The 14691-nt window shown below is 45.8% G+C and carries 16 protein-coding genes; 10 read left to right on the top strand and 6 right to left on the bottom strand.

Going from position 1 to position 14691, the window contains the following annotated elements:
• Positions 1-128 precede the first annotated feature (128 nt).
• The 3 genes from malX (at position 129) to manA (ending at position 4180) form a co-directional block, all read left to right on the top strand.
• The gene (malX, locus tag OH463_RS06100; protein ID WP_005436347.1) at positions 129-1700 is read left to right on the top strand and encodes a maltose/glucose-specific PTS transporter subunit IIBC; all 1572 of its coding nucleotides are present in this window, start codon (positions 129-131) and stop codon (positions 1698-1700) included.
• A gap of 92 nt (positions 1701-1792) precedes the next feature.
• Positions 1793-2971 (top strand): MalY/PatB family protein, encoded by a 1179-nt coding sequence (locus OH463_RS06105; RefSeq protein ID WP_269990880.1) that lies wholly within the window; start codon positions 1793-1795, stop codon positions 2969-2971.
• 21 nt (positions 2972-2992) lie between these two features.
• A complete protein-coding gene (gene manA, locus OH463_RS06110) occupies positions 2993-4180 on the top strand; it encodes a mannose-6-phosphate isomerase, class I (RefSeq protein WP_269990881.1) in 1188 nt (395 codons plus the stop codon).
• A 101-nt stretch (positions 4181-4281) separates the two neighbouring features.
• On the opposite strand, the gene OH463_RS06115 is transcribed toward manA, so the two are convergent.
• The 3 genes from OH463_RS06115 to OH463_RS06125 form a co-directional block, all read right to left on the bottom strand.
• On the bottom strand, positions 4282-5175 hold the full coding sequence (locus OH463_RS06115) for a DMT family transporter (RefSeq protein ID WP_269990883.1): 894 nt from the start codon (positions 5173-5175) through the stop codon (positions 4282-4284).
• Positions 5176-5309: 134 nt separating this feature from the next.
• Positions 5310-6113, bottom strand: coding sequence for an alpha/beta hydrolase (locus OH463_RS06120; protein WP_038899332.1), 804 nt, complete (start codon positions 6111-6113; stop codon positions 5310-5312).
• Between the two features lie 188 nt (positions 6114-6301).
• Entirely contained in the window at positions 6302-6658 is a 357-nt protein-coding gene (locus OH463_RS06125; RefSeq protein ID WP_005452996.1) for a VOC family protein, read from the bottom strand.
• Positions 6659-6917: 259 nt separating this feature from the next.
• On the opposite strand from OH463_RS06125, the gene OH463_RS06130 reads away from it, so the two are divergent.
• The 3 genes from OH463_RS06130 to sodC all read left to right on the top strand — a co-directional run bounded on the left by OH463_RS06130 (position 6918) and on the right by sodC (position 9537).
• The gene (locus tag OH463_RS06130; RefSeq protein ID WP_269990885.1) at positions 6918-8432 is read left to right on the top strand and encodes a catalase; all 1515 of its coding nucleotides are present in this window, start codon (positions 6918-6920) and stop codon (positions 8430-8432) included.
• A 100-nt stretch (positions 8433-8532) separates the two neighbouring features.
• The gene (locus OH463_RS06135; RefSeq protein ID WP_269990887.1) at positions 8533-8997 is read left to right on the top strand and encodes an ankyrin repeat domain-containing protein; all 465 of its coding nucleotides are present in this window, start codon (positions 8533-8535) and stop codon (positions 8995-8997) included.
• 27 nt (positions 8998-9024) lie between these two features.
• Positions 9025-9537, top strand: coding sequence for a superoxide dismutase [Cu-Zn] SodC (gene sodC, locus OH463_RS06140; RefSeq protein ID WP_269990889.1), 513 nt, complete (start codon positions 9025-9027; stop codon positions 9535-9537).
• 99 nt (positions 9538-9636) lie between these two features.
• Here the strand turns inward: sodC and OH463_RS06145 are convergent, their stop codons facing one another.
• Positions 9637-10290, bottom strand: coding sequence for a nicotinamidase (locus OH463_RS06145; RefSeq protein ID WP_050907972.1), 654 nt, complete (start codon positions 10288-10290; stop codon positions 9637-9639).
• Positions 10291-10321: 31 nt separating this feature from the next.
• Positions 10322-11047, bottom strand: a complete 726-nt coding sequence (locus OH463_RS06150) for an NUDIX domain-containing protein (RefSeq protein WP_269990891.1) — start codon at positions 11045-11047, stop codon at positions 10322-10324.
• A 390-nt stretch (positions 11048-11437) separates the two neighbouring features.
• Between OH463_RS06150 and pncB the strand changes: the two genes are divergently transcribed.
• On the top strand, positions 11438-12748 hold the full coding sequence (pncB, locus tag OH463_RS06155) for a nicotinate phosphoribosyltransferase (RefSeq protein ID WP_005452976.1): 1311 nt from the start codon (positions 11438-11440) through the stop codon (positions 12746-12748).
• Positions 12749-12813: 65 nt separating this feature from the next.
• Here pncB and OH463_RS26270 read toward each other — a convergent pair whose 3' ends face one another.
• On the bottom strand, positions 12814-12996 hold the full coding sequence (locus OH463_RS26270) for a hypothetical protein (RefSeq protein ID WP_005452974.1): 183 nt from the start codon (positions 12994-12996) through the stop codon (positions 12814-12816).
• Between the two features lie 227 nt (positions 12997-13223).
• On the opposite strand from OH463_RS26270, the gene OH463_RS06160 reads away from it, so the two are divergent.
• The 3 genes from OH463_RS06160 to OH463_RS06170 all read left to right on the top strand — a co-directional run bounded on the left by OH463_RS06160 (position 13224) and on the right by OH463_RS06170 (position 14688).
• Positions 13224-13583: a hypothetical protein gene (locus OH463_RS06160; RefSeq protein WP_005452972.1), complete on the top strand. Its 360-nt coding sequence runs from the start codon at positions 13224-13226 to the stop codon at positions 13581-13583.
• 18 nt (positions 13584-13601) lie between these two features.
• Entirely contained in the window at positions 13602-13949 is a 348-nt protein-coding gene (locus tag OH463_RS06165) for a GlpM family protein (RefSeq protein WP_009699273.1), read from the top strand.
• Positions 13950-14169: 220 nt separating this feature from the next.
• Positions 14170-14688 (top strand): glycine zipper 2TM domain-containing protein, encoded by a 519-nt coding sequence (locus OH463_RS06170; RefSeq protein ID WP_005452967.1) that lies wholly within the window; start codon positions 14170-14172, stop codon positions 14686-14688.
• The last annotated feature ends 3 nt before the right edge of the window (positions 14689-14691 follow it).

The following is a 14691-nucleotide window of genomic DNA, read 5'->3' on the forward strand; positions in this document are numbered from 1 at the left end:
AGAATTTTTGGTAAAACGTTTTATCAAAATTTTTAGCAGCGTATATTGAGTGCATAAAAACAACACTTCATGCGCACATAATGTGATGTGTATGAGCCCTACAAGTTCTCAATTTCCGGAGACAAACTATGTCTAAAAGCAATAAATCGACCATGTGGGAGTTCTTGCAAAGCCTCGGCAAGACCTTCATGTTGCCAGTCGCGCTGCTGGCATTCTCAGGTATTCTTCTTGGTGTCGGCAGCTCGTTTTCTAGCGCCGCAATCAAAGAAGCCATCCCATTTTTAGACAACACCCCTCTGCAATACCTGTTTATGTGGATGACCAAAATCGGTCTTGTCGCATTCATCTACTTGCCTGTGATGTTCGCAGTAGCTATCCCGCTTGGGTTAGCGCGTGAAGAGAAAGGCGTGGCAGGTTTCGCGGGTTTCGTTGGCTATGCTGCGTTCAACCTTGCGATCAACTTCTTCCTAACCGTCGCTGGTGTACTAGACAGTGAAGCGGAACGTGCCGCCTACGGTGTGAAAAGCATCATCGGCATTGAATCGATTGATACTGGTATCCTTGGCGCGGTAATCGTTGGTGTGATTGTTGCGAAACTTCACCAGCGCTTTTACACCTTCAAAATGCCAGATGCGCTAGCGTTCTTTGGTGGCGCTCGTTTTGTGCCAATCATTTCTGCATTGGTACTGGGCGTTGTCGGTGTATTTATCCCATTCGTATGGCCTTACTTTGCTGCAGGCATCAATGGTATCGGTCATGTGATTGAAGGTGCGGGTGATTTCGGTCCAATGTTGTTTGGTACAGGCGAGCGTTTATTGCTGCCAATCGGTCTTCACCACATCTTAGTTGCGCTGATTCGATTCACTGAAGCAGGCGGTACTATGGACGTCTGTGGTCAAACCGTGTCTGGCGCATTAAACATCTTCTACTCTGAATTGTCTTGTCCTGACACAACGGCATTTACACCGGAAGTCACGGCATTCTTGTCTCAAGGTAAAATGCCAACTTTCCTAGGCGGTTTACCGGGTGCAGCTCTTGCGATGTACCACTGTGCTCGCCCTGAGAACCGCTCAAAAATTAAAGCACTGCTTATCTCTGGCGTCGTAGCTTGTGTGGTAGGCGGTATCACTGAGCCGCTTGAATTCTTGTTCCTATTCGTTGCGCCAGTGCTTTACTTTGTCCATGCGATTCTGACTGGTCTGGGTTTTATGGTGATGGGCTTGCTTGATGTCACCATCGGTAACACAGACGGCAACCTGATTGACTTCTTGGTGTTCGGTATCCTGCAAGGCACGGCGACGAAATGGTACTTAGTACCGCTGGTGGCGGGTGTTTGGTTCGTGGTTTATTACTCAGTATTTAAGTTTGCGATCACTAAGTTCAACCTAAAAACACCAGGTCGTGAAGTCGATACGGCGGAAGTGGACAAAGAGCTTGAAGCGGCATTCATCAACGAATCTGGCAAAGGTGCCGCAGTATTGGCAGCCCTTGGTGGCAAAGAGAACATCACGGCTTTGGATAACTGCATCACTCGTCTTCGCTTGTCTGTTAACGATATGAGTTTGGTCGACGACGCGAAGTTGAAAGCCAACGGTGCGTTGGGTGTAGTGAAGCTTGATGAGCACAACCTGCAAGTCGTGATTGGCACGCAAGTTCACCTAGTGAAGAATGAAATGCAAGCCATCATGTCTGCTAGCTAATCATTGCTTTGATAGATGCTCCCCCTCGGCACAATCTCCATCCTCCCCCCCAATGAGATTGTGACGAGGGACCTTAATATTGGAATATTCGTATGACTCAGAATTTCGACTTTGATACACCGATTGATCGCACTGGCACTTACTGCACGCAGTGGGACTACGTTCAGGATAGATTTGGTAAAGCGGGTCTACTCCCGTTTACCATTTCAGATATGGATTTTGCTGCGCCAGAGCCTGTAATGAATGTGCTTAAACAACGTTTAGAGCATCCGGTATTAGGTTATAGCCGCTGGAATCATGAGGATTTTAAGTCCGCGATTCGCTACTGGTATCAGACTCGCTTTGACTGCGAAATCGATACTCAGCAAGTGGTGTACGGACCTTCGGTTATCTACATTGTGTCAAAGTTGATTGAGCAATGGAGTCAGCCGGGGCAGGGCGTGGTGTTCCATACGCCAGCTTATGATGCGTTCGACAAAATGATTGAAGGGCAAGACCGTACGTGCGTTCGCAGTCCGCTCATCAAACAGCAGGGTCGATTTGAAATTGACTGGCAAGATCTGGAAACCAAACTCGCTGACCAGAATAACACTGTGCTGTTGTTGTGCAGCCCTCATAACCCAACAGGGCGAGTGTGGCGCCAAAGCGAGTTGGAAAAGATGGCGGAGCTTTGCAACCAACACCAAGTCAAAGTGATTTCCGATGAAATCCACATGGATGTGTGCTTTAAGCGTCATGTCCCTTACGTGGGGTTTGGTTGTTCACAAGATTGGGCTGTCGTCACATCGGCGTCTAAATCATTCAATATTCCAGCCTTGAATGGCGCGTATGCGTTGATCGCGGATTCACCAACTCGCGAACGTTATCTGCATAAACTCAAAGAGGTGGATGGTCTTTCATCGCCTTCTATTATGGGCGTGCTTGGTACGATGGCGGCTTATCGTCACGGAGAACCTTGGTTAAAGGCGCTCAACGAGTATGTATTGGCTAACCATCAATACGTGAAAGAAGCACTGGAAAGCGCCTTTCCTGAAGTGAGTTACCTTGTCCCAGACGCGACCTATTTAGCATGGATTGACTTATCTGTTTTGAATCTAGATATGACGCTGCTTAATCAGGCGTTAATTGAGCAATTCAATATTGCCATCATGTCTGGAGATGTTTATGGCGGCTCTGGTAAAGGTTATCTCAGACTCAATCTGGGTTGCCCAAGAAGCAAAGTCGAGCAGGGCGTTTCAGCTTTGATTCAAGCGATCAAATTGCAGTGTTAAAACACCGCGGGAGAGTGTGAGATGTCACTGTTCAAGTTAGATAACGTGATTCAAAACTACGCTTGGGGAAGCAAAGAGTCGATTTCTAAACTATTTGGCATCGACAATGCGAAACATCAACCTCAAGCTGAAATTTGGATGGGAGCGCACCCTAATGGTTGCTCGCGCCTCGCAGCAACCGGTGAGTTATTATCTGATGTGATTGCGAGAGACAAAGCAAGTATGTTTGGTGATTACACCATGATGCGTTTCGGTGAACTTCCGTACCTATTCAAAGTGCTTGCGGCGGATTCTCCGCTCTCGATTCAAGTTCATCCTAACAAGCGAAAAGCTGAGCTTGGTTTTGCACGAGAGAATGAACAAGGTATTCCACTTGATGCTCCTAATCGCAGCTACAAAGACGCTAATCACAAGCCAGAGTTGGTCTACGCACTGACTTTCTACAAGGCGATGAATGGCTTTCGTCCGATAGAACAGATACTGACGCTGTTCCGCCAATTTGGTATTCGCAGTTTAGACAGCGAGGTGACCGCGTTAGCCGAGCACCCAAATCAAGACGGGCTGAAAGACTTCTTCACGGCGATCATGACCTTGAGCGAAGCTCATAAAATTCAAGCCTTGGCAGAATTGGACGCGGCATTAGAGCGTGGTCCAAAGACGGCATTGGAAAGAGAAGTGCTCAGTTATGTGGCGGAATTTCAAAAGCATTACCCGAAAGACATTGGATTGCTGTCTCCGTTGATGTTGAACACGATAGAACTTGCACCTGGTGAAGCGATGTTTCTCCATGCCGAAACGCCTCATGCGTATGTGCAAGGTACAGCGTTGGAAATCATGGCGAATTCTGACAACGTGCTTAGAGCTGGGTTAACGCCCAAGTACATTGATGTGGATGAGCTTATCGCAAATACGGCATTTCACACCACGCAACCGGAACTGATTAAGCTGCCGCCAATTCATAAAGAGGACAAATTGAGCTATCCAATTCCGGTAGATGATTTTGGATTTGATATTCTCTCTTCCGATGGCGAATGCAAACAACAGTTTGTGCGTGGTGCAGAGATTGTTTTTTGTGTTGAAGGCAGAGTTGAGGTCATGACATCAGAGGCAAGTCTGACCCTTAAAGCCGGAGAATCTGCATTTATCACTAACGATTGTAAGTTTTACCAATATCAAGGCAGTGGCTTGCTAGCAAGAGCGTATAACTGAGTGCTTTGTCTATCTCATACACTGAGACCGCTATTCCCACGGTCTCAAATGGTTTGATGTCACTTGGGCATAAATAAAGTGACTGTGTACTACAACGGTCGTTATGCCACTCTTTGTTTTCGCTTTGCCAGCATTGCAGCAGGAGAGAAACCTGTCACCAACATGGTTCCGCCTAGCACCAAAATTGTCCCTATGATGGTATTAAAACCGACAGGTTCACCCAGAATCAAGTAACCCCATAAAATACCAAAAACGGGGACAAGGAAAGTGACGGTCAAGGCAGAAGCAGGACCAATATCCGAAACTAAGCGGAAGTAGAGTAAATAAGCGAGACCGGTACACACAACGCCAAGAGCGATGACGGAGCTCCATTCAAAACTGCTTGGTTCAGCGCGCATTGGTAGGAAAGGTAATAACGGTAGAACCCAAATAACCGCTGCCCACATACTGCCGTGTGCATTGTCGAAAGCTGGAACTTGCGGAGCATTTTTAGTGTAGTTGGTTGCAATCCCATAGCTGAAAGAAGCCATTAGGCTTGCCCCGATGGGGAAGATAGCCTCTCTGCCGATGGTTGAAGAATCCAAGCCGACAAGTACAGCCACACCACCAATACCAATCATCATACCTAGAATGGCTTTTGCCGTTAAAGGACTGCGATACCAAACAAAACCAATTAACACGCCCCATATCGGTGCGGTTGAGTTGAGAATGGCTAAGGTCGACGCATTCAGCGTTTGAGCAGCATAAGCAAAAAGCAGAAAGGGCACGGCGCTATTAAACAAGCCAATAATGAAAAAGTGCTTAATGTGTTTTGTGAAGGCAAGTTTCTTTTTGAGATAGAAAGCTATCAAGAGCAATGCTATTGCCGCAAATGCAACACGAAACTCGATTAAGTAAGCCGGTCCGAACGTATTAGCGGCGACTCGCATAAACAGAAACGAGCCACCCCAAATAGCAGCGAGACAAAGTAAGCGAAAAAAACTGGCTGCAGTCATGATACATCCTTGGTCGAGGTCTAGCGCCCCATTGATTAATTGTTGCGCTAACAGTGGATTAAACCAAGGATGAGATCAACTAGAAATGCAATGTCAGTTCCGAATCTGGCTACCACTGACTTATTTTGATGGTCTTAAATTTCTTCTTTTGGAAACAAGATTGGCAGACTGTCTCTGTAGGTGTGGTACCACATCTTCCCGTGATCTAATTTTTTGTACTCGATGAGCGGTGGCAAATTAAAACCCATGTAGCCCTTCGATTGGATATGTTTATAGAAAGCATCAACCGATGGATGATTTCCGATGTTTGTTGAGCTCAATATAGCGGTGGCTTCTAACCATGGTGAAGCCTCGTAACGTTGCTCCTCCAAAGAATAGATGGTGTCATCAATGCGCCAAAATGACCCGTCAGAGATGATGAAATTTTTGAAGAACTCGACGCCGATGTCTTCCGTTAGCATGATATAGGCAGTTTTTGCGCCTCCAAATGAATGTCCAGCCAGTGTGCGTTCATTTGGATCAATATCGTATTCAGCTTCAACAATTGGGATGAGTTCTTGGGTTAAGAAAAGGTAGAAGTCATCGACGCCTGGTGGCAAATAATCAATGTTTCTGCGTCCAGGAGGACCTTCATGAATGGCGATTAGGATGACATCGAGTTCGGCATTGGCGATGAGGTTACCAAACCCCTGACCTGTCCCATTACCGTCGGAAACGTAGATGACGGGTAAAGATGTCGTGCGCTCATCATAGTTTTCTGGCAAGTAGATGTCGTAGGGATAACTAACGCCAGTGATATTGGAAAAAATATTGTCTTGTATTTTTTCCGCAGGAACATATGCGGAGCTGCTGTCTACAGAGGAGCCATCTCCCCCGCCACATGCCGATAATACAACCCCTATTGAAAGGGCGATGAACCAACGCTTCAAAACTTCCATGTTTTACCTTTGCTTTTGTATTTAAAGAACAAAAACAACTGTATAAGATTTAACCGCTCTAAAAGCCCCGCGTTATCAATAAATGAGAAGGCGAGGCGAGCTGGTTTGTAACTCTTCGAGTCAATTATCGAATGTAATGGTACGTTGCTGTTTTACTTGTCATTAATTATTGTTTTACCTGTCATTAATTAATGGTTTTCAGACCAGACCGCGAATTCATTGCCACCCGGCTCGGTGAAATGGAAACGACAACCGCCGGGAAATTCGAAGATCGGACGAATTACTTGACCTCCAAACTGCTCGACTTTAGCTAACGTAGTGTGAATATCTGAACTATAGAACACCAGTAGTGCCGCCCCATTTGTTGTTTGGCTCACTTGCTCTGCTGCAAAAAAGCCACCGTCTAAACCTTGATCTGAAAAGGCGCTGTACTCTGGACCATAATCAACGAAGCCCCATCCAAAGGCTTGCTCGAAAAACTGTTTAGTCGCATTGATGTCTCGCGTGCCAAACTCAACGTAATTTAACTTTTCATGTTGGTGCATTCTGGTGTCCTTTTCATCGCTGTGCTTTTCTGTCAGTGTATTAACTCTTCCATCGAGTTTCTCAGCCCGAGTCTAGGTTTTATTAATCAAACCGATAAAACCTCAAAAATTTCATTGGTTCTCCCTATTAAATCTATCGTTATTTCCCATTAAACAAATGTAATTGTTGAAGATATATTCTCGGTGGGCAGAAAAGAGCTTTTGAGTATCCATTGACCACTCGACTGGTCAAATGGTTAGCACGCATTGGAGAGCAACCATGCAGATGTCAAAAAGCTTTTTATTAATTACAGTTGGCTTAGCCAGCACATCTCTACAGGCGCAAACCCTGACAAGAGACAATGGTGCACCAGTTGGTGACAACCAGAATTCAATCACAGCAGGTGAAAATGGCAGCGTATTACTGCAAGACGTTCACCTGATCCAAAAATTGCAGCGTTTTGCTAGAGAGCGAATTCCTGAGCGTGTTGTGCATGCTCGTGGTACAGGTGCTCACGGTGAGTTTGTTGCATCGGGTGATTTTAGTGACTTAACGGTTTCCGCTCCTTTTACTAACAAAGGAAAGGTAACTCCTGTTTTCGTACGTTTTTCGACCGTTATTCACTCAAAAGGATCACCAGAGACACTTCGCGATCCTCGTGGTTTCGCCACTAAATTTTATACTGAGCAGGGTAACTGGGATCTGGTAGGGAACAACCTGCCTGTGTTCTTCATCCGTGATTCGATTAAGTTCCCGGATATGGTGCACTCTCTCAAACCGTCTCCAGTTAACAACGTTCAGGATCCAAACCGATTCTTTGATTTCTTCAGTCATGAGCCGAGTGCGACCAACATGCTGACTTGGGTTTATAGCAACTTAGGCACGCCAGCAAGCTATCGCACGATGGATGGCTTTGGTGTGCACGCTTACAAGTGGATCAATAAGCAAGGCGATGTGAACTACGTGAAGTTCCAATGGAAGAGCCAACAAGGTATTGAAAGCCTTCGTCCTGATGAAGTAACTGCGATGCAGGGTAAGGACTTCAACCATTTAACCAATGATCTGTACAAAGAAATTGGGCGTGGTAACTATCCTAAGTGGGATCTCTACGTGAAAGTGCTGTCACCAGAAGCTCTGAGCAAACTGGATTACAACGGGTTGGATGCAACCAAAGTATGGCTGAATGTACCGGATCAAAAAGTCGGCACTATGACGTTGAATCGCCTACCAGAAAATTTCTTTTTAGACACTGAACAGTCGGCATTTGCGCCTTCGAATCTGATTCCTGGTATCGAACCATCGGAAGACCGTTTGCTACAAGGTCGTTTGTTCGCTTATGCAGATACACAGTTGTACCGTTTGGGTGTGAACTTGTTCCAACTGCCAGTAAACCGTCCGTTAGCATCAGTGAATAACCATAACCAAGATGGATTGAGCAACAATGCGAAGCAAGGCAATGGTGATGTGAACTACGAACCAAGCCGCAAACTGGCACTGCCAGAAGACACGCAATTTAAAGCAGTTGAAACCAAGTTGGTTGGCACTGTTCAACAAAAAGCGATCAGCAATCCTCGTAACTTCTACCAAGCGGGTGTGTTGTTCCGCAGCATGAACAAGCAAGACCAGAGTGATTTGATTGCCAACTTAGCGGGTGACCTGAACAAGGTGATGGATAAAGACGTTAAGGAAACCATGGTGAGCTATTTCTACCGCGCAGACAAAGAGTACGGTACGCGTCTGGCTGAGGCGACAGATACCAATCTCAAGCAAGTGAAAAACAAAGCGATGATGTAAGCAATAAGTTTTGACCTGCGGGAGATTTATCTGCTCTTTTCTGCCCGAAAATCAGGGCTCCCGTGGGTCATTCTCCAATTCTGTTAATGAGGGTGAGTAAATGAAAACCGTGTTTTTGCTCAGTACCGTTCTGTTCTCTTTGAGCTTTTCGCTGAGCTTATTGGCCGCTGAAGACAGGCTGGAAGAGGAATACCAATCTCTGGTTGAACTGTTCTTCGATGCTGCGCGAATTGGTAATAACGAAGTGGTCGATACATTTGTTTCTCAAGGCTTCCCAATCGACCAACGCAATAACCAAAGTTATACCGCATTGATGGTGGCCGCATATCAAGGACATCGAGAAACCGTTCGCTTGCTGCTCGATTCTGGCGCTAACGCTTGTCTGCAAGATAAACGTGGTAACACTGCATTAATGGGAGCGCTCATCAAGCGTGAAATCGGCATAGCGAAAGACCTCTATCAAGCGGATTGTTCACCAGAGCTGCGCAATAAAGCTGGGCTAAATTTGAAAGAATTTGCCGAGATCTATGGTCAATCCAATGTGTTGAAATCGCTTCAACACTGATAAATAACAATAAATAGGACCCACAGTATGAATAAAACAACATGGCTTGCTGCACTAACGCTTCTCTCTTCCCCAACTTTTGCCAAGACAGTAAGCGTAGAAATGATTGACCTTGGCTCTGGGCAATCAACTGGTACCGTGATGATCAGCGACAGTGATTACGGCACCGTTTTTACACCGAAATTACAGGGTTTACCCGCTGGTACGCATGGCTTCCACTTACATGCTAACGGCTCGTGTGACAGCATTACCAAAGGAGGTAAAACCATTCTTGGCGGTGCTGCTGGAGGGCATTATGACCCAGAAAAAACAGGCAAGCATGGCTTCCCTTGGACGGACGACAATCATCTTGGCGATTTACCGGCGCTTTACGTGAATGCTCATGGAATGGCGGATCAGCCAGTATTGGCACCACGAGTGAAACTTGATGACGTAAAAGGTCGTGCTTTGATGGTTCATGCTGGTGGTGATAACCACTCTGACCATCCGGCAAAACTTGGTGGCGGCGGCGCTCGCATTGTGTGTGGTGTGATTAAGTAATCCCCTTCTTAGACGCCACAAACAAAAAACGGTCCAGATAAGCTGGACCGTTTTCTTTTTAAGCAAAAGCTGATGGGCTTAGATTTAAATCGACATATATTACGCGAAGTTCTCAACGATGATGTCATCCGCCTTGTCGACAAATATCGCTCCTTTCTCTTTCATCTCTGCAATCACCGCATCGACGGTATCTGGCAAGACCGCACGGCTAGAAGCTAGGTTCACAATTACTTTGAAGCCTAAGTCGAGTGCTTGAGTGACGGATTTTTTTACACAAAAATCGAGCGCTAAGCCGCCGACAACAACTGTATCGATGTTGTTGAACTTGAGGAACTCATTCGCACCTGTGGTTTTGGTATCAGCCACGTCGTGGAAAAAGATACCGTAAGGATGTGCGTCTGGGTCCATGCCTTTGTTCACTTGGAAATCGTACTCCAGAACAGGAGGTAGGCCGTCCAACAGTTCAACGCCCGTAGTGCCAAGCACACAATGGCGGTTCCACTTAATATCCACGTTAGGTAAGCCTACTGGTTCAAGCATATTCGCTGGCGTTTCTGCGTCCCACGCCGCTTTTGGTGGATGCAAATCACGGCTGACGAGCTTTAAGTGACCTTTCGCGTGGTTCTTTAGTAGTTCTGGAACGATTTCTAATGCGCCAGTGACTGGCAGTTCGTCAGGGCAAAGTTCGGTGAAACCTTTCTCAGGATCCACGTCGATCACTGCTGTGGTTTGGTAATTAACTCGAACTGTCATGGCAGACTCCTTGTCTGTCTTTATGCTTGCGTTAGCCACGCAAACAGTTTTGGAAAAAGGTTACTTCGTCGCTTGCTAGGGTGTAGACCATCGCTGGTTTGCCGCCTTTACCTTTGTTAGTGGAAGCGACTTTGTTGGTTGGCTTGAGTACACCTGAATCAATCAAGCGTCGTTTGATCGTCATGCGACTGATGTCGATACCGAACTCTTGATAGGCGGCAATGATGTCGGCAACCAGAAACTCTTTATCAAGTGCGAACAATAGGACCGAGGTGTATTCGATAGAGGCGCGCAACTTCTGCCATGCCTTTTCAATCATCTTTTGGTGATCAAAAGCGAGGGTCTCTTCAGCATCAAGGATTGCTTGTAGTGGGAACCACTTTAGATGACATTCTGGAACGCCAGCGTTGTCGATTTGCTCTTTGTTGTTACGGTCAACCAAGGCGTAGTGAGTGATGTTCAGACTCCAATCTTCAGGATCGCGTTTTGGGTCGCCATCGACAAAGGCTTCACTAAAGTGACGAGGGTAGGTATGGATTTTTTCGCGGCAGATACGGCGTCGTGCTGCTTCAAAGTTCTCGTCCGCCGGGCGTCCACCTTCGTGGGTCATGTCTTTATCAAACACAAACCCGCCGGGTAGGGCCCATACACCGTGGTACGGACGTTCCGGGTTCGAACGCTTGATCAGCAACACTTCCAACCCCTTATCGGCGCAGCCAGATAGTCTGAATGGAATAATGTCGACGGTTACGATCATGATTTGGTCCTGAGAATAATTTGTAAGTAATCTAGCGCATAACAAGTAGTCAATCAATGGGTAAGTAACCGATTGTTAGAAACGTGTTCATTGTTGTCTAGCGTTCCTCTTTAAGCAAAGGTGTGCTTATCTGCTCAGGTTATCCACAATAACTGTCCGAATTTTGTGCGTAAAAACCTTATAAAAATGAGTGGTTAGTAACAAAAGTTGACAAACCCTAAGTGGGTGTTTATTGTTTACGCAATTAAGTTAGTAACAACAAGTTATATACCCAAGTTTGCCTTGTTGAGAACTTTCCCCCAACTTTGTCGGGAAAACAATAAGATGCGGTTTGTACCGTGCTGAGGGAATTTGGGTATAAACGAAAAAGGGCGTGTAGAAGGGCTCCGAATGACCACCAATTTATTTTCGTCTCGCATCATCCAAAGTGCGTTAGATTTTGACGTATACAAAGTGAACATGATGAGTGCTGTTGCAGCGCTTTATCCCGATGCGATGGTGTCTTATAAATTCATCGTGCGCAGTGAAGAAGACCTATCTGAATTGCTGCCAGAGGTGAAAGCTGAAGTACTTAAACTGCAAGATATCACCTTCTCTGCAGAAGAAATTGAGTACATGAAAGGTGTTGCGCCTTATCTAAGTCCTGAGTTTGTTGATGCACTGCATGCGTTTCGTTTTAACCCTCAACGCGATGTTTCTTTCAATACGAAAACCATGGCTGATGGCACAAGCCAATTACGCATTACCATCAATGGTCTTTGGAAAGAAACCATTCTTTACGAAACCATCATCATGAGTATTGTGTCCGAAGTGCGTAGCCGTGCACGTTGGGCAGAGATCCCAGTCGAGCAGTTCCAATCGGTTTTAGAAGAGAAGGTTCGTCTCCTTAAAGCAGAGCTGAAACGTCGTAATATCACCAACTTTAAGTTTGCTGATATGTCGACTCGTCGTCGTTTCTCGTTCCAAGCTCAGCGATCAATGTTGCAGTATCTGAGCGAAGAGTTGCCTGACAGTCTAACTGGAACCAGTAACTACCATTTGGCGAAAGAGCTCGATCTCACGCCAATCGGTACAGTGGCACACGAATGGTTTATGGGGCACCAAGCGCTCGTGAATGTTCGTGATTCACAAAAGGTAGCTCTGCAGCGTTGGCAAAAGATGTTTAATGGCGCGTTAGGCATTGCATTAACGGACACCATTGGTATTGATGCGTTCTTAAAAGACTTTGATGAAGAACTCAGTAATGCTTATGTGGGAGTGCGTCATGATAGTGGCTGCCCTTACACATGGGGCGAAAAGATGATTATGCATTATCAATCGCTTGGCATCGATCCAATGACGAAAACCTTGGTGTTTACCGATGGTTTGAACTTCGATCAAGCGCTAGATATTTGTGAGCACTTCCAAGGTCGTGTTCAAGTGAGTTTTGGCATTGGTACGTCGCTTGCGAACGATATGGGTGATTACGTGAACGCACAAGGTGTTGCGTACAAACCTTTGTCTATCGTTATTAAAATGGTGTCATGCAACGGCTCACCTGTTGCGAAAATCAGCGATGAGCCAGAGAAAGCGATGTGCGAAGACATCTTCTTTTTGATGAATTTGAAGCGTCGTTTTGAGCAGCCGCTTGATCTCGATGAGTGTCGCGTACTGATCGATCGCCTAGAAAACGAAGGCGATAACTACCTTATTGACGCGTAGTCCGGTAAGAACGGTGTGTATCGGCGGTAAAGTTGAAATACTGAGAAAAGGGTGGTGCAGAATCATCACTCTTTTTGACTGTCGCACACTTCGTTGTACTTGATTTCACACAGTGCGCCACACTTCGTTCGATATGGGAGCCTCTTACTGCCTGTATTCGCTCGTATTCTTTTAACAATAAGCCCTTCTAAGTTGGCACTCTTTAAGTGCTTTTCACGAACCTTCTTCCAATAGTCATCAAAAGCCATACGTCACCTTATTGTTGTCGTTATTTTTATAAATATGACGCCATTCTATGCAACAGAAGTTGTTTTATATTGTCAGAAAAATCCTAAAATTCGTTAAGGAAAAGGCGAATTGTTGTAAAGCTCCCGTTTCTTGATTTTTATCTTCTATGGTTTCGACAAATTAAAATCGGCAAACCGAGAAGGCGATTTGGTTATAGTACAAACAAAGGTCAACTCGGGAATGAGCGATGAATTTGGTTGTGCATTTACAGAAAAAAGCGATTAACAAACACGGTTATGAGTGGGCAACGCGCCAAGCATGGAAGTGCGGAATAAAAGCGAACCTTGTTAAACGTGTAATTGGCATTTTTAAAGGGCAAATCGTCTGTGTGGTTGAAGGATGCCGCGCTGAATTGTCGACACCAATCAATAACCCTTTGCATGATGATGAAAAGCAAGGCCGCTACGTTTTCGTGGGTGGCATCTTCTGGGAGCCAAACAACGTCATTGCTCCAGGTTTTCCTGACTTTATGTTTATGCACTTACGCAGTCTAAGCCATCGTCATAAATATCTGACAGATGATGAGCTGTTTTTGAGTTTAGCTTAGACGGTTTGATAGATATTGATGACCAGTCTTTTTCTCAAATCGTTACTCGGTGCGGTGGCAGTACTCGTCATTGCCATGCTCTCTAAATCAAAAAGCTTCTATATTGCAGGTTTGGTGCCTTTGTTTCCGACCTTCGCATTGATTGCGCACTTTATTGTGGGCAGCGAGCGAGATATGGAGGCACTGCGCCAAACCGCACTGTTCGGTATCTACTCTCTAATACCTTATGCGGCGTATCTGATGTCTGTCTTTTACTTTAGCTACCGCTTGAGCTTGGTGGGTACACTGACAGCCGCGACGCTGGTTTGGGTCATGTTCGCATCGATTTTGCTCGCCTTTTGGACTCGATGGATGGTGGTTGCTTAAAGTTTACTCAATCTGACTTAGTAGTTGCTGGGCGATTCATAGTCAGCATTGATGTGATCTGGCTCCGATTGACCTTTTCAAGATTACCTCCTGACATTCCGTTTATAAAACGCCGTTTTTTAACCTGCTAATGACCTCGGGCTTGTTTTTACCTGATGTGAATTACAGTTCTCGATTTACTATACCGCCAATCAAAGATAACTGTACTGGGAAGTAATCCATGAATATGAAATCTATCGCAATCGCGACGGCAGTGGTTGCTGTACTAGCAGGCTGTAAAGACAAAACGCCACCTGCACCAACTGAAGCAAACATTACGCTTGTTGAAGCGGTAACTGAAACCGTGAAGAACCCACATCAAGTGTGTAAAGATGTTGTAGTGACGCACCAAGTTGCACCTAAAGACAACAACAAGATCCTTGGCACGGTTGGCGGTGCGGCGGCGGGTGCTGCATTAGGTAACCAAATCGGTGGTGGTTCAGGTAAAGTGATTGCAACGGCGGCAGGAACCATCGCCGGTGCAATGGCGGGGCGTGAAATTCAAGACAATGTGCAGAAGGGCGATGTTGTGACTTCAACAGAGAAACAATGCCACACTGAATACACCACTTCAGAAAAAGTAGTAGGTTACGATGTCACTTATGAAGTCGCGGGTGCACCAACGACTGTGCGCATGAAGAGCAAACCTGCAGGCAAAACTTTCCCAATTCAAGATGGTAAAGTGGTTCTACCGCAATAATCG

Source organism: Vibrio sp. NFR (assembly GCF_027587095.1).
In the GTDB taxonomy this organism is placed as follows: Bacteria; Pseudomonadota; Gammaproteobacteria; order Enterobacterales; family Vibrionaceae; genus Vibrio; species Vibrio harveyi.

Excerpts from the sequence above, each read along its gene's own strand:
- malX (WP_005436347.1), top strand. The coding sequence starts at position 129 with ATGTCTAAAAGCAATAAATCGACCATGTGGGAGTTCTTGCAAAGCCTC.
- OH463_RS06105 (WP_269990880.1), top strand. The coding sequence starts at position 1,793 with ATGACTCAGAATTTCGACTTTGATACACCGATTGATCGCACTGGCACT.
- manA (WP_269990881.1), top strand. The coding sequence starts at position 2,993 with ATGTCACTGTTCAAGTTAGATAACGTGATTCAAAACTACGCTTGGGGA.
- OH463_RS06115 (WP_269990883.1), bottom strand. The coding sequence starts at position 5,175 with ATGACTGCAGCCAGTTTTTTTCGCTTACTTTGTCTCGCTGCTATTTGG.
- OH463_RS06120 (WP_038899332.1), bottom strand. The coding sequence starts at position 6,113 with ATGGAAGTTTTGAAGCGTTGGTTCATCGCCCTTTCAATAGGGGTTGTA.
- OH463_RS06125 (WP_005452996.1), bottom strand. The coding sequence starts at position 6,658 with ATGCACCAACATGAAAAGTTAAATTACGTTGAGTTTGGCACGCGAGAC.
- OH463_RS06130 (WP_269990885.1), top strand. The coding sequence starts at position 6,918 with ATGCAGATGTCAAAAAGCTTTTTATTAATTACAGTTGGCTTAGCCAGC.
- OH463_RS06135 (WP_269990887.1), top strand. The coding sequence starts at position 8,533 with ATGAAAACCGTGTTTTTGCTCAGTACCGTTCTGTTCTCTTTGAGCTTT.
- sodC (WP_269990889.1), top strand. The coding sequence starts at position 9,025 with ATGAATAAAACAACATGGCTTGCTGCACTAACGCTTCTCTCTTCCCCA.
- OH463_RS06145 (WP_050907972.1), bottom strand. The coding sequence starts at position 10,290 with ATGACAGTTCGAGTTAATTACCAAACCACAGCAGTGATCGACGTGGAT.
- OH463_RS06150 (WP_269990891.1), bottom strand. The coding sequence starts at position 11,047 with ATGATCGTAACCGTCGACATTATTCCATTCAGACTATCTGGCTGCGCC.
- pncB (WP_005452976.1), top strand. The coding sequence starts at position 11,438 with ATGACCACCAATTTATTTTCGTCTCGCATCATCCAAAGTGCGTTAGAT.
- OH463_RS26270 (WP_005452974.1), bottom strand. The coding sequence starts at position 12,996 with ATGGCTTTTGATGACTATTGGAAGAAGGTTCGTGAAAAGCACTTAAAG.
- OH463_RS06160 (WP_005452972.1), top strand. The coding sequence starts at position 13,224 with ATGAATTTGGTTGTGCATTTACAGAAAAAAGCGATTAACAAACACGGT.
- OH463_RS06165 (WP_009699273.1), top strand. The coding sequence starts at position 13,602 with ATGACCAGTCTTTTTCTCAAATCGTTACTCGGTGCGGTGGCAGTACTC.
- OH463_RS06170 (WP_005452967.1), top strand. The coding sequence starts at position 14,170 with ATGAATATGAAATCTATCGCAATCGCGACGGCAGTGGTTGCTGTACTA.